The organism is Actinoalloteichus hymeniacidonis (assembly GCF_014203365.1).
Classification (GTDB): Bacteria; Actinomycetota; Actinomycetes; order Mycobacteriales; family Pseudonocardiaceae; genus Actinoalloteichus_A; species Actinoalloteichus_A hymeniacidonis.
The window spans coordinates 346545-368788 of record NZ_JACHIS010000001.1 but is presented as its reverse complement, the minus strand read 5'-3'; the positions used below and the strand labels follow the sequence as shown (position 1 = coordinate 368788).

Sequence of the window (22244 nt, the reverse complement as noted above, 5' to 3'; positions counted from 1 at the left end):
AGGGGCCCGGACACACCCGAAGGCGGTCGACCCGCCCTGCCGGGTCGACCGCCGAGATCGAGGCTCGCCGTGGGAGACCGAACGGCTCGCCTCTACCGCCGTCAGCTGGCGGGCGCCTTGAAGAGCAGCCGGTTGGCGGAGCCGCTACCGGGGTTTCCGACGATGTTCGGCGTGGCCTCGGCGACCAGAGCCGACTTCACCTGTGCCGGTGTCGAGTTCGGGTTGGACTGGAGGTAGCGAGCCGCAGCGCCCGCCACGTGCGGCGCGGCGAACGAGGTGCCGTTGCCGGTGTAGCGACCACCGCCCAGCCAGGAGGAGGTGATGTCCGAACCCGGCGCGAAGATGTCCACCTTGCCCCAATTGGAGTAGGAAGCACGCGCGTCGCTCCTGGTGGTGGCGCCAACGGTGATCGCGGTGGGGACCCGGGCCGGGGAGAAGAAGTTGGCGTTGGCGTTGCTGTTGCCCGCCGCGACAGCACTGCTCACGCCTGCGGCGATCGAACCGGCGACGGCCTGGTCCAGCGCGGTGGAGACGCCGCCCAGGCTCAGGTTCGACACCGACGGGCCGCTGGCGTTGTCGGCGACCCAGTCGACTCCTGCCACCACGCCTGCGGTGGTGCCACTGCCACCTGCGTCGAGGACTCGGACAGCGACGATCTCGGCTTCCTTGGCCACACCGAACTCGCTGCCCGCGACGGTGCCTGCAACGTGGGTGCCGTGGCCGTTCTGGTCGGCCGCGTTGGGTGATCCGTTGACGAAGTCGTAACCGTAGGAGGCTCTGCCGCCGAAGGTCGGGTGGTTGATGTCGACCCCGGTGTCGATCACATACACGGTGACGCCGCGACCGGTGCTGGTGTACTCGTAGCGCTGATTCAAGGGCAGATTGCGCTGGTCGATCCGGTCGATGCCCCAGGACGGCGGGTTGGTCTGCACCGCCTGGACGCTCACCTGCTGTGGTGCGGGGGCCAGGCTGAGCCCGACCCTCGCGTTCTGCTCGACGTAGGCGACCGCCGGGTCGGCGGCGAGCGCCTCGGCCTCGCGCTCGCTGAGCTTGGCCTCGAACCCGTCGATGGCCGCGCTGTAGGTGCGCTGGACCGTTCCGCCGTAAGTGCTGGTCAACGAGGCCGCCGACCGGGTGACGGCCGAGGTGGAGGTGCCCACCTCGGCATCGTCGAGTACGACGATGTAGCTGCCTGCGATGGCCGTCTCGGCGTCGGCGTGTCGAATGGATCCCGTCGACGCGGTGTCGGCACCGGCCGCCAGACCGGCCGCGGTCAGGGAGACGGCGGCCGCCGCTCCCAATCCGAGGAATGCGCGTAACGGATTCCGCCAGTTCTTGGACATGGACTTCCTCCTTGCCGACACCCGCGAACTCCCGATGCGGGCCGCGAGTTCGAGCGCCGACGTCAGTTCCGGACTCGATTCATCCCGATGCACCGGGAACTCGATTGCCATCCGAATTCGCGGTACGACTCCGACCCTAGAAAGAGGGCGCCAAGAAAGGGAAGGGCGTCTCATTGCCAGTTAACAGCTATCCGATCAACCGGAAGATCCCGACATCTGGAATCGGAGAGCGTGCCTGATGACAACCCAGAAGGCGCTCGCTAACGTCGGAACCGGACATCCAACCGGCTACGAGGAGTACACATGCTCGGCGCCGCCCGCAGTGACCGAGGCCCGACTCCGGTAGTACACCAGGACGACCCTTCGCTCTCAACACTACTGCTGAACGGGCCTTTCACCGCGGCTCTTCGTGCTGCGATCACCGCGAGCGGCCTGAGCCTCGACCGAGTGTGCCACCGCTTGCGGCAACGCGGCCATCCGGTAAGCGTGGCCACACTCAGTTATTGGCAATCCGGGCGAAGTAGACCGGAGCGACGCGAGTCAATGGCCGCGCTCAGCGACCTGGAGGAAATACTCGCGATACCGTCGAACGCACTGCATAAGCTTCTCGGGCCACCGCGCCCACGGGGCCGAAGAAATCAGCGAATCGAACCCAACACCATCGCACTATGGCAGCACGATGCCCGCGTGGTGGAGTTACTCACGGGTGTGGACATCGATTCCGACATGCAGCTGGACCGGGTCAGTCAACATGATCGATATCTTTTCGGCGCCCGAGGAGAATTCCGTCGGGTAGCGGTCCGGCAGGTCCTGCGGGCCCGAGCCGACGGGCCGGATCGAATCGTCACGGTGTTCGACGGCGAGATCTCCGGGACGACGGCACCCACGCTGTATCCGGGACGGAACTGCAAGCTCGGCAGGCATGCCTCGGCGTCGAGCCGCTCGGGGCTGGTCGTCGCAGAACTGGTCCTGCCTCGGCCGCTCTCCCGTGGCGAGACGGCGGTGCTGGAGTACCAGCTCATCGGCGACCCGGCAGGCCTGGGACTGATCACTGCGGAGTGCTCCCGTCGCTTCCGCGCCCCCATTCGGGAATACCTGCTGGAGATCGACTTCCACCAAGCGAGCCTGCCGAGCGAGATCCACCGCGTCGGCACCGCGATCGACGGGTCGGCAGACCGACGAAGACCACCCGTACTCGACGACACCCACGGAGTCCACACCGTCGAGCTCGATGTCGGCCCTGGCACGGCGGGCCTGGCCTGGCGGTGGCCCACCAGTCCGCCCGGGACGCGCCCTGCCAGCGCGGACTAGTCCGCACCCTGCGGTCAGTTGGCGGACAGCCCCGCCTGCCGCTCGATCACGAACTCGGTTCGCGGCCACCACATCGGGGGCTGGTTGCTCGCCGGTGTCAGACGCGCTGCGGGCGCCGGGGCAGCCTGGTGCACTGCCCCCGACGCCCGCTGGTCACGCCTCGACCCACTGATCGCCAACCCGAGAATGCAGGCGCCGGTCCCCATCGCCTGCATCGGGTTGGATTCGAAACTCGGCATGTCAGCTCATCTCTGGTCCTCGATCACGCTCGCCACCGGTCAGCAGGAACGCCCTTGTCCACCCAGAGTTCCCCATCACGGTGGTGCGTCAATCAAGTCCTGCTGGATGAGATCAAGCCGAGGATGCGACCTCAGAGCTGGACGAAGCCCTCCCCCGGCGAGTACCGGTAGTACTCGTTGAAGAACTCGTCGGTGCCGAAGTCCTGGAATCGGATGGCGACATCGCCGTAGAACACCGCGATATCGGCCGGGTAGATCTCCCAGGAGTCCTTGTTGCCAACGGTGCCCAGGGCAGTGATCGTCCCGGCCTCGTCGACGTCCATCGCGACGACAGCCGTGGAGAACTCGGAGTTGGGCGGACCACACTGCAACACCAGCAGCGCGGCCTCACGGCCGAGCCCGACATCGGCGAACACGATCTCCCGTTCCGGCGCGAAGCGGTAGATCCAGTCACCCGATACGCCCTGGCCATCCTCGAAGCTCACGATGGCGGGCGGGCAACCGCCGACCTCGGACACCGGGAACTCCGAATTTCGCCAATCGATGTCACGCACGGTCTGCGGAGCAGCCTCGACACTCGCCGCGACTCGTGCCGACGTCTCCTGCTCGGCACCGAGTGCCGCAGGTGCCGACAACATCGACCCGGAGGCGAGCAGCAGCCCCATCGCCATCCCCACGACTCCGGCTCTGATTCGATCCCGCATTCGCACTCAACCCCTCCTGAAGCAACCCTGCCTACCTGCCGACGACACCACGGCAAGCGGTGGCCGCCGGGATGTCATCAGGTATTCCAGGTTGCCGCACCGAAGCCCGTAGCGCCTAGGAAGTGCCCCGGATGAGTCAGTGCGTCGCCCGGGACGCTTACCAGGCTGCCGGCGCGTAATCCTTCAAGAAGCAGCCTCGGATGTCCTCGCCCTCCTCGCCGCGCACGATCGGGTCATAGACCCGCGCCGCGCCATCGACCAGGTCCAAGGGCGCGTGAAAGCCCTCGTCCGCCAACCGCAGTTTGATGGCATGCGGCCGCTCGTCGGTGATCCACCCGGTGTCCACACTGGTCATCAGGATGCCGTCGTTGTTGAGCATCTCCTCGGCGCTGGTCCTGGTGAGCATGTTCAACGCAGCCTTGGCCATGTTGGTGTGCGGATGCCCCGGCCCCTTGTAGGCGCGGCTGAACTGGCCTTCCATCGCGGACACATTGACCACGTACTTGCGGCGGGCGGGCGCTGCGGCCATCGCGGAACGCAGGTTGCTGACCAGGATGAACGGCGCCGTCATGTTGCAGAGCTGAACCTCGAGCATCTCGGTCGGCTCGACCTCCTGCACCCGCTGGATCCAGCTGTTGCTCTCCGCTGTGTCGGGCACCAGGCCACCCGCGTCCACCATCGCGCCGTCGGCCAGCCGTGCCGGAGCAGCCGGATCAGCGGTCAGCGCCAGCGCGGTCACCACCTCCGGGGTGAGACCACCCGGTTCCGAGCCCGCGTCGGCGATCGCGCCGACTAACGCGGCGGGGTGCACGGCGGCGGAGTGCCCGAAACTGATCATCTCGGGCAGCGGCCCGGCGGGCAGCGGAGCCGACTCCGCGGCGATGAGCGGGGTATACGAGCCCGGCGAACGCCGAACGGTCTGCGCGGCATTGTTGATGAGAATGTCCAGCGGCCCTTGTTCGCGCACCGAGTCGGCGAGGGCGATCACCTGTCCGGGGTCGCGGAGGTCGATACCGACCACCCGAAGCCGATGCAACCAGTCGGCGCTGTCCGGCATCGAGGTGAACCGGCGTACCGCGTCCGCGGGGAACCGGGTGGTGATGGTGGTGTGTGCGCCATCCCGCAGCAGCCGAAGCGCGATATACATGCCGATCTTGGCCCGACCGCCGGTGAGCAGGGCCCGTCGACCGGTCAGATCCGTCCTGGCATCCCGCTTCGATCGGTTCAACTCCGCGCAGGACGGACAGAGCTGGTGGTAGAAGGCATCCACCTCGCGATAGCGGTTCTTACACGTGTAGCAAGACCTCGGGCGCTGGTAGGTACCTGCGGAGGTGCCCTGTGTCGCCGAGATCAGCGGCAAACCCTTGGTCTCGTCGTCGATTCGCCCCGGCGCACCGGTGGCGGTCGCCGCGATCACTGCCTCGTCGGCCTCACGAATCGCGTCCCGCTTCGCGTTGCGTCGCTGTCGACGTACCGCCTTGTAGATACGGGCGGTCGCCCGCCGCACCGCGACGTAATCCGGGTGTTGATCGGGGAGTTCCTCCACCTCGGCGATGACGGCGAGGCAGTCGGCCAGACGATCCGGATCGATGCCCATCGGCTCGATCCGCCGCTCTTCCTGGTCGGTCTCTCGCACCGTCATGTTCCTCACCGCTTCCATTCCCACGTTCCCACGCCGCCGGAACTGTACGCGCCCACGCCGATACGCCTTGCCGACCGATGGCGGCATCGGTTCGGGCCGCTGCCCCGTCGTCAAGCCGTTGCCTCGGCAGACCGGGGAGGCCCTCATCGGACGCCTCCCCGGCGGACCGTGACTAGTCGCGAACAAGCTTGTCGAGCGGGGCGGGCAGCGGACCGGTGTGCAACACCGCCAGCCGCCGGGTGGCTCTGGTCACCGCCACATACAGCCCCGCAGCGCCGTGCGGGCCCGCGTCGAGAATGCGCTGTGGTTCGGCGATCAGTACCGCATCGAACTCCAAGCCCTTGGACTGCTGAGGGGTCATCGTGTGCACGCGGTCCGCGCCGATCGACGCAGCCAGCAACTCGGCCGTCTCCAGCAGCTCTTCGACCACGATCAGCGCGAGTAACCCGTCGCCGAGCTGCGCCAGTTCGGACCGGATGGCCGTGTCGAGCGCGGCGGGCAGCTCACCGGTGGGCACCTGTCGCGACCACGGCACTGCACCGCTGGTGCGCACCGCTTCCGGCGCCCGCAGTCCCGGATCCACCTCGGCAAGCACGTCGACGGCGACCGCCATGATCTCGACGGGCGTGCGATAACTGGTCCGCAGTTCACGGTAGGACCAGCGGTCGCCGACATACGGCGTCAGCATTCCGGCCCAGTCCGTCGCACCCGCCGAGGACTCGCGCTGGGCCAGGTCCCCGACGATGGTCATCGAGCGAGACGGGCAACGCCGCATGACGACCCGCCAGTCCATCGCCGACAGCTCCTGGGCCTCGTCGACCACCACGTGTCCATAGGTCCATTCACGGTCGGCGGCGGCCCGTTCGGCGAGATCACGATCGTCCCGCTCCACATGGCGTTCCGCCAGCTCCTCGGCCCCGATCAGGTCCACCGCGCGCAGCTGCTCGCCATCGGGGTCCTCGTCGGTGTCGAGGACCTGCAACACGCCCTCGGCGTAGGCGACCCTGGCTTCCCGAGCCAGTTTGACCTGTTCCTCGGTGTCCTCGCTCGCGCCGAGGAACTCGACGGCCTCATCGAGCAGTGGCGCGTCGGACACCGTCCACGCCCGTGGCGACGGCCGGAACAACGCATCCCGCTGGGCCGCCGTGAGTTCGCATCCCGCGGCATCGATCCGAGCTCGCGAACCGAACAACTCTCGGAGCAGCCTGCCGGGCGTGAGCTTCGGCCACAGTCGCTCGATCGCCGTGTGCAGGGCGGCCGAACCACGCAGCTCGAGCCGGACCTCGGCGGCCAGCTCGGCACGTAAGGCCCGATCGGTGGCGCTGCGGCCATCGCCACGCAGCCACCCCGATGAGATACGCCGGACCGCCCGTTCCGTAGCCGCGTCGAGCACCGCCTCGCGGAAGATCGCCCGGGCCGGGTTGTGCAGCAGGCCCGTCGCCCTGGCCTTGGTCCGAGCTGACTCGACAAGCTCGCTGTCCAGCTTGACGATGCCGTCCTCCAGCGGGATCAGGATCGGCTCAGCAGGCAGCTCCTGTCGATCGGCGACCGCGGCCGCGAGCACCTCCACCATCGCGGTCGAGCCCTTGACTGCTCGCGCGATGGGTTCCTCCACCTCGGTGGCCTGTACTCCCGGCATCAGTTCCCCCGGTGAGACGAACACGACGTCCGTCTCACCGAGGGAGGGCAGCACCCGACCGACGTAGCGTAGGAAGCCCGCATTGGGTCCCACGATCAATACCCCCCGACGCGAGAGCTGCTCGCGCCGGGAATAGAGCAGATACGCGACTCGGTGCAGGGCCACTGCAGTCTTGCCGGTACCCGGACCGCCTTCGATCACCAATGCACCGGCGTGCTCGGCTCGGATGATCTCGTCCTGTTCGCCCTGAATGGTGGCGACGATGTCTCGCATCGTGGCCTCGCGGGGCGCGTTGAGTGCCGTGAACAACGCCGAGTCGTCCACACCGCCGACGGACCCCGTCGTGAAGGACTCATCGTGGAAGTCCACTACCGTCCTGCCGCTGGTCCGCAGGTGCCGTCTGCGGACCAGGCCCTCCGGATGGGCCGGTGTCGCGCAGTAGAACGGCCGGGCGGCCGGAGCTCGCCAGTCCAACAACAGGACGTCGTCCGCATCGATGGGCGCGTCATCGTCGAACAGACCGATCCGGCCGACGTGCATCCCGCCACCCGCACGCTGATCGATTCGGCCGAAGCACAATCCGCTTTCGGCTACGCGAAGTCTGCGAACCTGTTCGGTCGCCGTGTCGACCGCTACCTGCCGTTGCCAGCCCGCCTGTGGACTGCCACCGGGTACGTCGCGCAGCGCGGAATCCAGCGCCGCCGAGGACCTGGCCCGTTCCGCATCCAGACGTCGATACAACATGGCGACGTATTCGCGTTCTAGCTGAAGTTCTGCGCAATGCTCGGCGGTTGACAACTCAACTCCTCGCGCGATATAATAAAAAGTGGCTTGAGGTATATCTTTCACCTTTTATGGTGCCACAACTTCTGCATCGCCGGTGGTTGATGTTGCGCCTTCACGCACGATGACCTCGCCATCGACCGCTGAATGATTCTTCGCCAGAAGTTCGCTGCCCTCTTCGGACGTAGTGTCGAATAGCCGAACTCGCAACCAGTCGAAGCTCGTCCAGGTTCGGTTCTGGGCAAACAAAAAAAACGGTGTACCCACCCGAGTGCTGATCCAGTATCAGCTACCCGGTGGACACACCGTCACAAACAACCTAACTCGACACACAAAAAAATGGGTGGAGGAGAAACCGGGAGCACCATTCAAAGGTGCTTCAACCAGTCTCTCCCCCACCCATCGGTTGAGGTAAAGGTCGGCGGCGTCCTACTCTCCCACACCCCCACGGGTGCAGTACCATCGGCGCTGGAGGGCTTAGCTTCCGGGTTCGGAATGGGACCGGGCGTTTCCCCACCGCTATGACCACCGACACACCTGCGAACAAACAACCCAACCACCCGCTGTCCCTCCCCCGAACCCGAAACACACAGGAAAAACCTGAATGCTCCAGACCCCGAAGAGACACAACCCCGGTCAGGGTTGTTCCTTCAGAACCACACAGTGGACGCGTAGCACCTTCGTGAGCAAGTCCTCGGCCTATTAGTACCCGTCAACTCCACCCGTTACCGAGCTTCCATCTCGAGCCTATCAACCCAGTGGTCTACTGGGGGCCTTAACCCACAAAGGGTGGGACACCTCATCTAGGAACAGGCTTCCCGCTTAGATGCTTTCAGCGGTTATCCCTCCCGAACGTAGCCAACCAGCCATGCACCTGGCGGTACAACTGGCACACCAGAGGTTCGTCCATCCCGGTCCTCTCGTACTAGGGACAGCCTTCCGCAAGTATCCTACGCGCGCGGCGGATAGGGACCGAACTGTCTCACGACGTTCTAAACCCAGCTCGCGTGCCGCTTTAATGGGCGAACAGCCCAACCCTTGGGACCTACTCCAGCCCCAGGATGCGACGAGCCGACATCGAGGTGCCAAACCATGCCGTCGATATGGACTCTTGGGCAAGATCAGCCTGTTATCCCCGGGGTACCTTTTATCCGTTGAGCGACACCGCTTCCACCAGCCAGTGCCGGATCACTAGTCCCGACTTTCGTCCCTGCTCGACCCGTCAGTCTCACAGTCAAGCTCCCTTGTGCACTTACACTCAACACCTGATTGCCAACCAGGCTGAGGGAACCTTTGGGCGCCTCCGTTACCCTTTGGGAGGCAACCGCCCCAGTTAAACTACCCACCAGGCACTGTCCCTGAACCCGATCAGGGTCCGAGGTTAGACATCCAGTACGACCAGAGTGGTATTTCAACGATGACTCCACAACCACTGGCGTGATCGCTTCACAGTCTCCCACCTATCCTACACAAGCCGAACCGAACACCAATACCAAGCTATAGTAAAGGTCCCGGGGTCTTTCCGTCCTGCCGCGCGTAACGAGCATCTTTACTCGTAGTGCAATTTCGCCGGGCCTGTGGTTGAGACAGCGGAGAAGTCGTTACGCCATTCGTGCAGGTCGGAACTTACCCGACAAGGAATTTCGCTACCTTAGGATGGTTATAGTTACCACCGCCGTTTACTGGCGCTTAAGTTCTCACCTTCGCCCCCAAAGGAGCTAAGCGGTCCCCTTAACGTTCCAGCACCGGGCAGGCGTCAGTCCGTATACATCGTCTTACGACTTCGCACGGACCTGTGTTTTTAATAAACAGTCGCTTCTCCCTGGTCTCTGCGGCCACACAACGCTAGCCCGAAAAAGGCTTCACGCCACACGGCCCCCCTTCTCCCGAAGTTACGGGGGCATTTTGCCGAGTTCCTTAACCACAGTTCACCCGATCGCCTCGGTATACTCTACCTGACCACCTGTGTCGGTTTGGGGTACGGGCCGCCTGGATACTCGCTAGAGGCTTTTCTCGGCAGCATGGGCTCACTCTACTTCGCCTCAATCGGCTACGCATCACGTCTCACCCATCACGCTCCAACGGATTTACCTATCAGAGCAGGCTACACGCTTACACCAGTACTACCACTCACTGGCGGAGCTACCCTCCTGCGTCACCCCATCACTTGACTACTACCAGCTCAGATCCCGCGCAGACCACCACCACCCCCGAAAGGGCAACAATAATCCGGGCGGTTAGTATCACCAGCCTCGCCATGGGCGCATCCACACGGGTACGGGAATATCAACCCGTTGTCCATCGACTACGCCTGTCGGCCTCGCCTTAGGTCCCGACTTACCCTGGGCGGAATAACCTGGCCCAGGAACCCTTGGTCATACGGCGGCAGAGTTTCTCACTCTGCTTTCGCTACTCATGCCTGCATTCTCACTCGCACACCATCCACGACTCGTTTCCACGGCCGCTTCACCCGATGCACGACGCTCCCCTACCCATCCACACACCTAGACCTGATCCGAAAACCAGGCCGAGCACACGTGTGAATGACACAGCTTCGGCGGTGCGCTTGAGCCCCGCTACATTATCGGCGCAGGACCACTTGACCAGTGAGCTATTACGCACTCTTTAAAGGATGGCTGCTTCTAAGCCAACCTCCTGGTTGTCTGGGCGACCCCACATCCTTTCCCACTTAGCGCACACTTAGGGGCCTTAGCTGGTGTTCTGGGCTGTTTCCCTCTCGACTACGAAGCTTATCCCCCGCAGTCTCACTGCCACGCTCTCACTCACCCGCATTCGGAGTTTGGCTGACGTCAGTAACCTTGTAGGGCCCATTAGCCATCCAGTGCTCTACCTCAGATGAGAAACACGTGACGCTGCACCTAAATGCATTTCGGGGAGAACCAGCTATCACGGAGTTTGACTGGCCTTTCACCCCTACCCACAGCTCATCCCCCAGGTTTTCAACCCTGGTGGGTTCGGGCCTCCACACGGTCTTACCCGCGCTTCACCCTGGCCATGGGTAGATCACTCCGCTTCGGGTCTAGGACACGCGACTCAACCGCCCTATTAGGACTCGCTTTCGCTACGGCTACCCCACCCGGGTTAACCTCGCCACATATCACTAACTCGCAGGCTCATTCTTCAAAAGGCACGCCATCACCCCGAAAGGCTCTGACGGCTTGTAGGCATACGGGTTCAGGTACTATTTCACTCCCCTCCCGGGGTACTTTTCATCTTTCCCTCACGGTACTAGTCCGCTATCGGTCATCAGGAAGTATTTAGGCTTAGCGGGTGGTCCCGCCAGATTCACAGCAAATTTCACGAGCTCGCTGCTACTTGGGAACACGACCAGGAGACGCCAGGTTTTCGCGTACGGGAGTATCACCCTCTACGCCGGTGCTTTCCAGACACCTTCCGCTAACCACAACGTTTTCTCACTCCTTGCCAGCTCAGCAGCGCCGGCCGATCGGTCCCACGACCCCGCACACGCAACCCCTGCCAGGTATCACACGTGCACGGTTTAGCCTCTTCCGCTTTCGCTCGCCACTACTCACGGAATCACGGTTGTTTTCTCTTCCTACGGGTACTGAGATGTTTCACTTCCCCGCGTTCCCTCCACACACCCTATATATTCAGATGCGGGTGACACCCCATGACGGGTGCCGGGTTTCCCCATTCGGACACCCTCGGCTCATAGCTCGGTTGACAGCTCCCCGAGGATTATCGCAGTCTCCTACGTCCTTCATCGGCTCCTGATGCCTAGACATCCACCGTATGCCCTTAATAACTTGACCACAAAGATGCTCGCGTCCACTGTGTAGTTCTCAAAGAACAACAAACCACCCACGCACCCGCGACCACCCACCCCCAACCGGAAGCAGTTTGACCACACGCAGACGATCCATCCGTTCACAACCAAGAGACACCCAACCCCCTTCAAGGGGGCCCCGTGTTCTCTCAGGACCCAACAGTGTGTCGACCCCAACCCATCCCCACAGCATCCGAACACTTTCCACGCGCACCCACCAGAAGCCGGTGTGCAGTACTCGCCTCGAACACCCGAAGACACCATCGGGGGTAACCAGCAGTCCACATCCACTGAGCAGCCGCCGTCCACCACACTCGGGCAGACCAGACGACAACCCCACCACAACCAAAGCTGTGAGTGAGAAGTGCTCCTTAGAAAGGAGGTGATCCAGCCGCACCTTCCGGTACGGCTACCTTGTTACGACTTCGTCCCAATCGCCAGTCCCACCTTCGACCACTCCCCCCCTTGCGGGTTGGGCCATGGGCTTCGGGTGTTACCGACTTTCGTGACGTGACGGGCGGTGTGTACAAGGCCCGGGAACGTATTCACCGCAGCGTTGCTGATCTGCGATTACTAGCGACTCCGACTTCACGGGGTCGAGTTGCAGACCCCGATCCGAACTGAGACCGGCTTTATGGGATTCGCTCCACCTCACGGTTTAGCAGCCCTTTGTACCGGCCATTGTAGCATGTGTGAAGCCCTGGACATAAGGGGCATGATGACTTGACGTCGTCCCCACCTTCCTCCGAGTTGACCCCGGCAGTCTCCCATGAGTCCCCACCATTACGTGCTGGCAACATGGAATAAGGGTTGCGCTCGTTGCGGGACTTAACCCAACATCTCACGACACGAGCTGACGACAGCCATGCACCACCTGTACACCGACCTTGCGGAAACCCCGTCTCCGAGGCTGTCCGGTGCATGTCAAACCCAGGTAAGGTTCTTCGCGTTGCATCGAATTAATCCACATGCTCCGCCGCTTGTGCGGGCCCCCGTCAATTCCTTTGAGTTTTAGCCTTGCGGCCGTACTCCCCAGGCGGGGCGCTTAATGCGTTAGCTACGGCACGGAGGACGTGGAAATCCCCCACACCTAGCGCCCACCGTTTACGGCGTGGACTACCAGGGTATCTAATCCTGTTCGCTCCCCACGCTTTCGCTCCTCAGCGTCAGTATCGGCCCAGAGACCCGCCTTCGCCACCGGTGTTCCTCCTGATATCTGCGCATTTCACCGCTACACCAGGAATTCCAGTCTCCCCTGCCGAACTCAAGTCTGCCCGTATCGACTGCACGCCCAGGGTTAAGCCCCAGGTTTTCACAGCCGACGCGACAAACCGCCTACGAGCTCTTTACGCCCAATAATTCCGGACAACGCTCGCACCCTACGTATTACCGCGGCTGCTGGCACGTAGTTAGCCGGTGCTTCTTCTGCGCCTACCGTCACTTTCGCTTCTTCGGCGCTGAAAGAGGTTTACAACCCGAAGGCCGTCATCCCTCACGCGGCGTCGCTGCGTCAGGCTTTCGCCCATTGCGCAATATTCCCCACTGCTGCCTCCCGTAGGAGTCTGGGCCGTGTCTCAGTCCCAGTGTGGCCGGTCGCCCTCTCAGGCCGGCTACCCGTCGTCGCCTTGGTAGGCCATCACCCCACCAACAAGCTGATAGGCCGCGGGCCCATCCCACACCGCCGGAACTTTCCACACACCACCATGCGATGGCATGTCATATCCGGTATTAGCCCCGGTTTCCCGAGGTTATCCCAAAGTGCAGGGCAGGTTACCCACGTGTTACTCACCCGTTCGCCGCTCGTGTACCCCGAAGGGCCTTACCGCTCGACTTGCATGTGTTAAGCACGCCGCCAGCGTTCGTCCTGAGCCAGGATCAAACTCTCCATCAATGAATGATGAGAATCAGACCATGACTGATCTATATCTTCTCAAAGGAATCCTCTACAACGGAGGATTTTGAAACAACCAAACAAGCTCTGCTGGCTATTATCTCGACACACTGTTGAGTTCTCAAAGAACACGCGCACCACCACCCACACCACACTGTCGTGGTTTCAGCGGTGAACGCCTCGTGTTGATTCATATTTGTTGTGTTCCACCCACCGGAGTGGGCTTCGTCGTGCTGGTGAAGCTTATCAGAGCCACTCCGTAACCCCAAATCCGGGGTTTTCGGTGTTTCTCTCGGCTCGTTGTGGTGAAACCTTAGCAAGTTCCGATTTTCGCTGTCAAATCGGGGGGCAACCTCGCAGTCACAACCCGATCCCACCCGAAACCGACACCCGAAAGGCACTGGCCACGACCGAACCGTATTTATATTTCAAAACCGTATCCCGCCGCCGATCACGTTGTCAAATCCGCATTGTTTCCAGTGCGTTCGATTTCGTGAGCGAAGTCGAGATATTCGGTTGTCAAAACCGTAGCCCGGCGTTGATCACCATGTCAAATCAGCTTTTTCGACTAATTTGCCGTGCTGAACTGCGCCAGATATACGGTTGTCAAATAGCCCAACTAGCCTGCTTGCACGATCCATGGCTGACCGCAGTTCTGCGTGAACTCGGCTTGGCCTGATTTCGTGCATGCATTCAAGAGCGGAGGCACAGTAGTACCTCGATCTCGAAACTAACTGGGAGGTGCCGCAAAACAGTACCCGGTTCGCATCGCAACGTCAAGTCGCACGACCCGGTGGAACTCTGTCCGGCCTGATGAACACTACCACCATGCCGAACCGCTCTTGTGACCGTCCCCGCCAGGCTCTCGTAGTCCTGTTCCGTCCGGCGCTCCTCGCGGCAGAGGAGAAGGTACGCAATCAAGAAGCATGGAGTCAAATCGCCTGGTCAGCGTCGTAGAACGACCCGCAAGCCCGCTCGACGCAGATCAACTGTGCGTCGAAGCCATGCTGTCCCCGCTCGAATCGGCCCCTCGAACGGCTTCGATCCGCGCCTTGTGCTCCCGGCCCCACACTCCGAGCGGCACCAGCGCGGTGTTCAGCGCGATTCCCGTCTCGGTGAGCGAGTACTCGACCCTGGGCGGCACCTCGGGGTGCGCCCGACGTTCGACGATGTCGTCGAGTTCCAACTGCCTCAGGTGCTCGGTGAGCATCTTCTCGCTGACGGAGGGCAGCGCACGCTTCAACTCTCCGAAACGCCGTGGGCCATCGGACAGCGCCCAGAGGATCAGGACCTTCCACTTGCCCGAGATGACATCGACCGCGGCGTCGATCCCGCAGTCGAATAGCTTCCGCCCCATGGCAATGGCCCTCCGCACGCTGTCGAGCTCGTCGCAACCCACTGTAGGAGCGCCTGCGGACTGCGGGGCTCGCCGAGCTCCCGGGAGCGAACCGGGACCGACGCGGACCACATCCAGCATCGAACGGGTGTTCCCCGCTCTGGGATCTCACGTTTCCGCCTCGCCAGACGTCTTACCTATGTGAGCAAGAAGCCCTTCGAACAGATCGTCGCCGAGCACGCGAACATGGTGCTGCGGGTGTGTCGCGCCGTGGTCGGCCAGGCGGATGCCGAGGATGCCTGGTCGGAGACCTTCCTCGCCGCGCTGCAGGCGTACCCGAAGCTCCGTGCGGGCGCCAACGTACAAGCGTGGTTGGTGACGACCGCCCATCGGAAAGCGCTCGACATAACCCGGGCCAGAGTTCGCGACCCGGTGTCGACCACCACCGATGTCCTGGTCGATCAACCGACCACCACCGGGCTGCCCGAAGCACCGGACCACGACCTGTGGGCCGCGCTCAAGGCATTGCCGCCGAGACAACGTCACACGATCGCCTATCGATACCTTGGCGGTCTTCCCTACAAGGACATCGCCGAGATCACGGGTGGAACCGTCGAGGCGTCGCGTCGCGCTGCTGCAGATGGTGTGAAGACGCTGCGCCGAATCTATGCGGGGCATCCCCACCCGAGAGGAGACACTCGATGAACCAAGGCGAAGAACCAACCGTCGAAACGATCCTCGCCCCAGTCGGCGCGATCGACCCGGCCACCTCCGACCGGTTGCACACCCGGCTGACCGACGCCGCCGTCGCCGCCGGGCTGGTGGATGTCGCCTACCAGACCATCGACACCCCCGTCGGAGTGCTGTTGTTGGCCGCCACGGATCAGGGTCTGGTCAGAGTCGCCTATGACTGTGAGGACCACGAACAGGTTCTGAGTGCCCTCGCCGAACAGATCAGCCCCCGGATCCTGCGGGCTCCCACGAAACTGACCGAGGTGGTCCGCCAACTCGGCGAGTACTTCGCGGGACGCCGCACCGAATTCGATCTCCCCCTGGACTTCCGGCTGTCGAAGGGGTTCCGCCAGCAGGTACTCCGGCGGCTTCCCGAGATCGACTACGGCCGGACCGCCAGTTACGCCGAGGTCGCCTCGGCGGCAGGCAGCCCCAAGGCGGTCCGGGCGGTGGGCACGGCCTGCGCCACCAACCCGCTTCCGGTTGTGTTGCCCTGTCATCGAGTGGTGCGTTCCGACGGTTCACCCGGCGGCTATCTCGGCGGCCTGGCGGCCAAGCGCGTTCTACTCGAATTGGAGGCCGCCTGACCGTCGATGTCCAGTTTGACCTGGTGGTGCACTGAAATCGAGTCGGCAAGAGCCCACGCGCCGCATTCGATACGGATGGCAGAGATGGAGGTAACCCGATGAGTGCCCTGTTCGTCCCCGACCGGCGAGAAGTCGCCGATGGCGCGGTGCACGTCCCGGGCTGGCTGGACATCGAGCAACAACGGACGCTGGTCGCCGCCTGCCGAGACTGGGCGGGCAGCCCGGTGCCGATGCGCTCCGCCACGATGCCGTCCGGGCATCGGATGTCCGTCCAAACGGTCTGCCTCGGCTGGCATTGGCAGCCTTACCGCTACACCCGTACCGCCGAGGATGTGAACGGGGCGCAGGTTGCGGGGCTACCGCACTGGCTGGTCGAGCTCGGTCGCCGTGCGGTCCTGGCCGCCACCGGGGACGAGGCGAACTCGGCCGGCTATCGACCCGATACCGCGCTCATCAACTTCTACGACGCTGCGGCGAAGATGGGCATGCATCGGGACGCGGACGAGCAGGTCGACGAACCGGTGGTGTCACTGAGCCTCGGCGACTCCTGCCTGTTCCGGTTCGGCAACAGCGAGACCCGAGGCAGGCCGTACACCGATGTCGCGCTCGAATCCGGCGACCTGTTCGTCTTCGGTGGTGCGGCCCGCTTCGCGTATCACGGTGTTCCCAAGGTGTATCCGGGCACCGGGAATCCGGATATCGGGATGAGCAACGGGCGAGTGAACATCACCATGCGAGTCACGGGTCTGAGCGGGCATCAGTCGCCCGACCTCAGTCAGGACCAAGCCGACACCGAGCGGGGAAAGCTGCCATGAACCAGGTCGAATCCACCGCCGACCAGAGCCCCGCCGACGCAACGGGCGCGACCGGGGCGATCCGCTGTACCGACGGGCTGCTGCGACCGCCCTGGGCCGTCAATGATCCGCTGCTCCGCGACTACTACGACAACGAGTGGGGGATGCCGGTCCACGGTGAGCGCGCGCTCTTCGAACGAATCAGTCTGGAGGCATTCCAGGCGGGCCTGTCCTGGGCAACCATCCTGCGCAAGCGCCCCGCGTTCCGAGCGGCCTTCCAGGAATTCGATCCGGACGCCATCGCCGCTTATTCCGACCCGGATATCCAACGACTGATGGCGGATGCGGGCATCGTGCGAAATCGAGCGAAGATCCTCGCGACAATCGCCAATGCCAAGGCCACCCAGGCGTTGCGATCCGAGGGCGGGCTCGAACGGTTCATCTGGTCCTTCCAACCTGCCGCCACCCCGGAACCTCGGACCATCGAGGAGATTCCGACGACCTCACCCGAATCACATGCGCTGTCCAAGGCGTTACGCAAGAAGGGCTTCTCCTTCGTCGGTCCGACCACGATGTTCGCGCTGATGGAGGCGGTGGGGATCGTCGACACACATCTGCTCGACAGTCATCGTCGAGGCACGTCGGGGGTGTGGAGCACCAGCAGAGGTGATCGGTCCCGTCCGGCTGTCCCGTGAGCAGCAGACCTGCAGCCGGACACTGCGGCATTGGTTGCTCGAGCTATGTCCGACAGCCATGGTCGGCGGCTATTACGCCGTCGGCCGCAGGCCGATTACTTATTGCGGTTCTCGATCGACGAAACACTCTGCCAGAGCACTCGATCAACATGACACACGGTAGCCAATCTGCCGTTAATCACTCTTACGGTCACAGATCAACCGTCTTAACGAGTGGTAACCGGCCACTAGTCTCGTGATCGCCGTGCGAAACACCGAATATGGGGTGGCGTACTTGGCGCGCACGAGTTCCAGACGAGGCCAGTCATCCGCAGGTGGTGGTGAGGGTGTTCCGCACCGCGAGAAAGCACGGCGCCGGACACCTGCTGTGCGGAATGGCGGCGCGCTTGGCTTTCGTCGGCGGTGCGATCACGGCCAGCTGGTGGTTGGGCGCCACCGCAGGGTGGGCTACGGAGACGCCGAGCCCCCTGGGCACACAATCCGCGTCGATCGAACTCGTGGTCGAGCAATCGGCCACGGCCGTCGCATCCGACGTCGACGCCCACCCGCTGGAGACCGACCGGCAGTCGGGACCGGTAAGCCGCCCTACGCAGCCCTCCGAGCAAGCCGATCCCCAGCAAGCCGATCCGGAGCAAGGCGATCCGGAGCAAGGCGGAACTCCCCACAAACACGGATCACCGGTCCCGCCTCAGCAGTCGCCAACCGATCTGGGCCAGCCCCCACTCGACCAGACAGCTGTGGAGGCCGAGCCGGCGCCGCCGAGGCCAGCCGCCGAGCGACACCCGGTGGAGGAGGGTGATGCCGCGCCGGGTCCGGTCGGCCAGGACTCCGTTACGGGTGCCGTCGAAGAGGGCCCGGCGCCCGAGGCAGGCGCCGAACATCCTGTCGCCGAATACGGCTACCCCGAACAGGTTCTCTCAGTACAAAGCACGCTTGCCGCCGCGCACGCTCAGCAGCACTCGGCCCAGCAGCACTCGGCCCAACAGCGCCCAGCCCAACAGCAGCGCCCAGCCCAGCAGGAGGCAGCCGAACAAGACGCCTTCGAGAGCCAGCTGGACGAGCAACCGCACCAGGCGGAGCAGGCGCCGCTTCGCATCGAGGGTCCGCAGCAGCCGTCGTCCCGACCGAGTGTGCCCCGACCGGACACGCCAAAGCCGGACCCGCCACAGCCGAACATGCCGCAGGCGAGCATGCCGCAGGCGAATGTGCACTCGCCGTCCGCGGCAGGCTCGCTTCCACAACGGATCATTCGGGAGGCGCCATCGCGGGTCGCCGAGTTCGGCGATCAGGCCCTACTTCGGATCGGCACCGTGGTCGGCGCGCTACGTAACGCCCTCCCGGCCTTCACGGGTCAGGGGCATCCCGAAGTGTTCCCACCGCCGGTGGCGCCGGCCGATGATCTCGGCGCGAACAATCCCGCCCCGCCGCTCACCAATGTCGGACTCCTGCCCGTTCTCGACTCCGAATGGGGGCTGGCCGGGCATTCGATCCTTCCGGTACCGGCGGAGTCGCCCGCGACGCAGCCCCGGCCGGATTCGAATCAACAGCTCGAACCGAATCCGCCCGAGGGCAGGGAAACCCACGCTGACCGCCCGGCCGTCCCCGGCCCGGCGAACACCGAGGCAGCAGGCACCGAACCGAAGGCTCCGATATATCTCCCCGTCGCCGGTTCGGCCGCGCCTGCGAGCCCCGAGGACCCTGCCGAGGTTCGGGCACCGGCGCAGCAGGGCCAGTTCGGGTCGGCGAATCAGCGCGTACCACTGCGAAGCTGGCCCGAGTCGCCTGTCGGTGGCTCTGCCTCCGCGATGACCTCGTCCTCGACCGGCTTGGACCACGCTCCGCAGCGCGGTCTGAGTGGTGTGCTGACCACCCTGGCTGCGCTCCCCGAACCCGCCCTGTGGGGTTCGTTGGAAGCCGAGGACGTGTCCGCGACCAGCGACTTGAGCCGCCGCCCCGCGCCGACGCCGGACTGAAGCCGCACGCAGGCGTCCTGCGGACTCGCTCGCCGCGCGGTGCCCTCGCTGACTCTCGCGTTCGGGCCGGAGTCTTCGTTCAGCGCTATGGGTGTCCCGTTTAGTGACACAGGCCTCCCGCCTGGCGGAGCCCGATATCGACTGACGTCGTTGCCTCGGCGGACACGTCTCAACCGCTGCGAATTGCGCAGCGCATCGTCTCGACAGATCGCTGAATGAACCACAGACCGATTGATGTCGATCCCTTGATTACCGCTATCGAGGGTTGGCGTCGACAACGACACCATCCGAGCAGGTCAGGGATGGTTCGGACCACCGGCGAACACGCCGGTCCTCCCCGGCGCGTCGAGGGGCCGCGCCGGTGAGCGGGCCGCAGGATGGGCGATGCCCGTCCTGCGGCCCACGGCGGAGCCACCGCAGAGCGGCCACGAGCCATCGCAGCCCACAGGGCCCATAGCAGGATCCAACCGCCCCACGAGCGGGGCCGATCACCAGGCCGCCCGGACCACGGGATCAGGTCACCGAGATCACGGGTTCGTCATGGTCGAGAGCGGGCGCGGAGTCCAGCGTTGCCATCGCCGCTCCGATTCGCCGAATCGCCTCGGTGAGTTGTTCTTCCGGCAGCACGTACGGCAGTCGTAGCCGATTTCGATAACCGCCTTGCACGCTGAACCGGTCGCCGGGCACGACCCGAACCCCGCGTTCCCGCGCTGCGGCCGCCAAGCGGGGTCCGATCGGTGCGCCGAGGTCGCACCACAGGGAGAGCCCACCCGTGGGACTTCGCACCGACCAGCTCGGGCAGTGCTCCCGAATCAGCTCCAGTAGATGGTCACGTTTGCGGGCGAAGCCGGCCAAACGTCGCGCGATCGCGGTCGAACCGGGTTCGAAGACCTCCGCGCACAGCTCGGCGAGTGCGAGCTGTTCCATGATCGGCGAGCCGAGGTCCATTCCCAGTCGGTTCGCACCGAGCCGATGGACGAGTTCGGGCGTGGTCCGAACCCAACCAAGCCGGAGACCGCCCCAGAAGAGTTTGCTCGCCGATCCAATGGTGATCGTCTGTTCCGGTGCCAGCGCGGCGAGCGAGGGCAACCGCTCTGTATCGGCGGTGCCTTCGAGGTCCAATTCCAGCAGGGTCTCGTCGATGACGGCGGTGGTCCGGGTCCGGCGTAGCAAGGCGGCCAGCCGGTCGCGTTCCGCCGCGGACAACCGCATGCCGGTCGGGTTGTGGAAGTCGACCATCAGGTACGCCAGGCGAGGCGAGGATTGCCGGATCGATGCCTCCAACCCGTCGAGGCACCAACCGTCCTCGCGGAGCGCGGTTGCGACCAGCCGTCCGTTGACCGCGTTGACGGCTTGGAAGGCATTGGGATATCCGGGCTGTTCCATGAGTACCCGGTCGCCCGGTGAGATGAGGGTCCGCAGGATCAACGCGAACGCATGCTGGGCACCGTTGGTGATGAGAATCTGTTCCGGCCCGGTGGGCAGGCCACGTTGGGTGAAGCGGTCGGCGATGCGAATTCGCAGGTCGAGCAGTCCCTGCAGCTGATGTCCACCGCTGGAGAGCAACGGTTTCATCTTGGCGGTGGCTCGTTCGATGGCGCCGTGCAGTTCGGGTATCGCGGGTGGGCTGGCGAGCGCGAGGTCCAAGGGGCCCGGTTCGGCCATCGCCGCCCAGCCGCCGGGTTCCCGGCGCGCGCCCTGCACCGTGACCCATGTCCCCGCGCCCTGCCTGCTTTCGAGCAGGCCCTCGTGGCGCAGTCGGTCGATGGCTGCGGTGATCAGCGTGCGGCTCGCATCGAGAACACCGCTGAGTTCCCGCTCGGAGGGAAGTCGGGTGCCGGTCACCAGCCGACCTTCGAGGATCAACTCCCGCAGCGCGGTGGCCAGTCGGCTGGCGCCCTGTCTGCCTGCGCCGTCCCGCCAGGCACCGAGGAGGACGGCAAGCCGGGCTCCGGAGATCCGGGGGCCGGGCGGCAGCACGCTCGACATAAGGCCAATTGTTCCAGATTGGCCCTCGATTTCCGAGGCCACCCGAGCAGACTATGGGTAAATGGCAGCACCAAGACCCTCGAATGGCCTTTCTAGCCTTCCCGTTCGATACCGTCCAGCCCGCCGGCTGGGACAGCTGACCATTGGGCTGGCAATCTATGCCGCCAGCATGGCGATCATGGTGCGTAGCACCATCGGCCTACCTCCCTGGGACGTGCTGCATGACGGTCTCACTCAACGGTTGGGGTTGAGCTTCGGCCAGGTCATCGCGCTCACGGGCGGCGCCGTGCTGTTGGCGTGGATCCCGCTGAAGCAACGCCTCGGCATCGGAACCGTGGCGAACGTCGTGGTCATCGCGTTGGGTGTCGACGTGGCGCTGGCGGTGCTACCCACGCCGGAGAACCTCCCCGTTCAGGTCGCCTTCCTCGTCTCGGGCGTGGTGTTGAACGGGCTGGCCACCGCCGTGTATGTCGGTGCTCGGTTGGGCGCTGGCCCCCGAGACGGCCTGATGACCGGACTCGCAGCACGAACCGGTTGGTCGGTGAGGTTGGTCCGTAGCGGAATCGAACTCACCGTCTTGGCCATCGGCTGGCTGCTCGGCGGCACCTTCGGCGCCGGAACGGTCTTCTATGCGCTGGCGATCGGCCCGCTCACTCAGTTCTTCCTGCCGATGAGCACCGTCCGGGCCGAGCAGGAACAACCGAGGACATCCGCAGTCGACCCGCAGGTCTGATGCGCCTGCCTTCGCCTGCGGAGAAGGCTCATCAGTCTCAGTAGG

Annotated in this window: 15 protein-coding genes and 3 rRNA genes; 7 read left to right on the top strand and 11 right to left on the bottom strand. The window is 64.2% G+C overall.

The window, feature by feature from the left end:
- Positions 1–101: 101 nt before the first annotated feature.
- Entirely contained in the window at positions 102–1343 is a 1242-nt protein-coding gene (locus tag BKA25_RS01725; RefSeq protein WP_069854139.1) for a S8 family peptidase, read from the bottom strand.
- Between the two features lie 687 nt (positions 1344–2030).
- Here BKA25_RS01725 and BKA25_RS01720 point away from each other — a divergent pair.
- The gene (locus tag BKA25_RS01720; protein ID WP_157421305.1) at positions 2031–2654 is read left to right on the top strand and encodes a hypothetical protein; all 624 of its coding nucleotides are present in this window, start codon (positions 2031–2033) and stop codon (positions 2652–2654) included.
- A gap of 14 nt (positions 2655–2668) precedes the next feature.
- Here BKA25_RS01720 and BKA25_RS01715 read toward each other — a convergent pair whose 3' ends face one another.
- From BKA25_RS01715 to BKA25_RS01680, 8 genes are all read right to left on the bottom strand, one after another.
- Entirely contained in the window at positions 2669–2893 is a 225-nt protein-coding gene (locus tag BKA25_RS01715) for a hypothetical protein (protein ID WP_069852675.1), read from the bottom strand.
- 131 nt (positions 2894–3024) lie between these two features.
- On the bottom strand, positions 3025–3597 hold the full coding sequence (locus BKA25_RS01710; protein ID WP_157421306.1) for a hypothetical protein: 573 nt from the start codon (positions 3595–3597) through the stop codon (positions 3025–3027).
- 157 nt (positions 3598–3754) lie between these two features.
- Positions 3755–5239 (bottom strand): SDR family NAD(P)-dependent oxidoreductase, encoded by a 1485-nt coding sequence (locus tag BKA25_RS01705; protein WP_084643859.1) that lies wholly within the window; start codon positions 5237–5239, stop codon positions 3755–3757.
- A gap of 172 nt (positions 5240–5411) precedes the next feature.
- Positions 5412–7676 (bottom strand): UvrD-helicase domain-containing protein, encoded by a 2265-nt coding sequence (locus tag BKA25_RS01700; protein WP_265736944.1) that lies wholly within the window; start codon positions 7674–7676, stop codon positions 5412–5414.
- Between the two features lie 401 nt (positions 7677–8077).
- Positions 8078–8194, bottom strand: a 5S ribosomal RNA gene (rrf, locus tag BKA25_RS01695).
- A gap of 149 nt (positions 8195–8343) precedes the next feature.
- Positions 8344–11455 (bottom strand): 23S ribosomal RNA (locus BKA25_RS01690).
- Between the two features lie 389 nt (positions 11456–11844).
- Positions 11845–13360, bottom strand: a 16S ribosomal RNA gene (locus BKA25_RS01685).
- The 16S, 23S and 5S rRNA genes sit together here, the layout of an rRNA operon.
- A 985-nt stretch (positions 13361–14345) precedes the next feature.
- Complete coding sequence (locus BKA25_RS01680) at positions 14346–14717, bottom strand: winged helix-turn-helix transcriptional regulator (protein WP_069852678.1); 372 nt, start codon at positions 14715–14717, stop codon at positions 14346–14348.
- 180 nt (positions 14718–14897) lie between these two features.
- Here BKA25_RS01680 and BKA25_RS01675 point away from each other — a divergent pair, with 180 nt between their 5' ends.
- The 4 genes from BKA25_RS01675 to BKA25_RS01660 all read left to right on the top strand — a co-directional run bounded on the left by BKA25_RS01675 (position 14898) and on the right by BKA25_RS01660 (position 17504).
- Complete coding sequence (locus BKA25_RS01675; RefSeq protein ID WP_069852680.1) at positions 14898–15401, top strand: RNA polymerase sigma factor; 504 nt, start codon at positions 14898–14900, stop codon at positions 15399–15401.
- Positions 15398–16015: a methylated-DNA--[protein]-cysteine S-methyltransferase gene (locus tag BKA25_RS01670; RefSeq protein ID WP_069852681.1), complete on the top strand. Its 618-nt coding sequence runs from the start codon at positions 15398–15400 to the stop codon at positions 16013–16015. Before BKA25_RS01675 ends, BKA25_RS01670 begins: the two co-directional genes overlap by 4 nt.
- A gap of 98 nt (positions 16016–16113) precedes the next feature.
- A complete protein-coding gene (locus tag BKA25_RS01665) occupies positions 16114–16830 on the top strand; it encodes an alpha-ketoglutarate-dependent dioxygenase AlkB family protein (protein WP_069852683.1) in 717 nt (238 codons plus the stop codon).
- Complete coding sequence (locus BKA25_RS01660; protein WP_069852685.1) at positions 16827–17504, top strand: DNA-3-methyladenine glycosylase I; 678 nt, start codon at positions 16827–16829, stop codon at positions 17502–17504. The genes BKA25_RS01665 and BKA25_RS01660 overlap by 4 nt, the downstream gene beginning before the upstream one ends.
- 917 nt (positions 17505–18421) lie before the next feature.
- Here the strand turns inward: BKA25_RS01660 and BKA25_RS01655 are convergent.
- The gene (locus BKA25_RS01655; RefSeq protein WP_157421307.1) at positions 18422–18574 is read right to left on the bottom strand and encodes a hypothetical protein; all 153 of its coding nucleotides are present in this window, start codon (positions 18572–18574) and stop codon (positions 18422–18424) included.
- Positions 18575–18694: 120 nt separating this feature from the next.
- On the opposite strand from BKA25_RS01655, the gene BKA25_RS01650 reads away from it, so the two are divergent.
- Positions 18695–19477 carry a hypothetical protein gene (locus BKA25_RS01650; RefSeq protein WP_157421308.1) on the top strand — a complete coding sequence of 261 codons (783 nt, stop codon included), beginning with the start codon at positions 18695–18697 and terminating at the stop codon, positions 19475–19477.
- A gap of 513 nt (positions 19478–19990) precedes the next feature.
- Here BKA25_RS01650 and yczR read toward each other — a convergent pair.
- Positions 19991–21466, bottom strand: coding sequence for a MocR-like transcription factor YczR (yczR, locus tag BKA25_RS01645; RefSeq protein WP_069852690.1), 1476 nt, complete (start codon positions 21464–21466; stop codon positions 19991–19993).
- 61 nt (positions 21467–21527) lie between these two features.
- On the opposite strand from yczR, the gene yczE reads away from it, so the two are divergent.
- Positions 21528–22199 carry a membrane protein YczE gene (gene yczE / locus BKA25_RS01640; RefSeq protein WP_069852692.1) on the top strand — a complete coding sequence of 224 codons (672 nt, stop codon included), beginning with the start codon at positions 21528–21530 and terminating at the stop codon, positions 22197–22199.
- Positions 22200–22244: the final 45 nt, after the last annotated feature.

Coding starts and splice junctions, on each gene's coding strand:
- BKA25_RS01725 (WP_069854139.1), bottom strand. CDS start 1,343: ATGTCCAAGAACTGGCGGAATCCGTTACGCGCATTCCTCGGATTGGGA.
- BKA25_RS01715 (WP_069852675.1), bottom strand. CDS start 2,893: ATGCCGAGTTTCGAATCCAACCCGATGCAGGCGATGGGGACCGGCGCC.
- BKA25_RS01710 (WP_157421306.1), bottom strand. CDS start 3,597: ATGCGGGATCGAATCAGAGCCGGAGTCGTGGGGATGGCGATGGGGCTG.
- BKA25_RS01705 (WP_084643859.1), bottom strand. CDS start 5,239: ATGACGGTGCGAGAGACCGACCAGGAAGAGCGGCGGATCGAGCCGATG.
- BKA25_RS01680 (WP_069852678.1), bottom strand. CDS start 14,717: ATGGGGCGGAAGCTATTCGACTGCGGGATCGACGCCGCGGTCGATGTC.
- BKA25_RS01670 (WP_069852681.1), top strand. CDS start 15,398: ATGAACCAAGGCGAAGAACCAACCGTCGAAACGATCCTCGCCCCAGTC.
- BKA25_RS01665 (WP_069852683.1), top strand. CDS start 16,114: ATGAGTGCCCTGTTCGTCCCCGACCGGCGAGAAGTCGCCGATGGCGCG.
- BKA25_RS01660 (WP_069852685.1), top strand. CDS start 16,827: ATGAACCAGGTCGAATCCACCGCCGACCAGAGCCCCGCCGACGCAACG.
- BKA25_RS01650 (WP_157421308.1), top strand. CDS start 18,695: ATGCCGCAGGCGAATGTGCACTCGCCGTCCGCGGCAGGCTCGCTTCCA.
- yczR (WP_069852690.1), bottom strand. CDS start 21,466: ATGTCGAGCGTGCTGCCGCCCGGCCCCCGGATCTCCGGAGCCCGGCTT.
- yczE (WP_069852692.1), top strand. CDS start 21,528: ATGGCAGCACCAAGACCCTCGAATGGCCTTTCTAGCCTTCCCGTTCGA.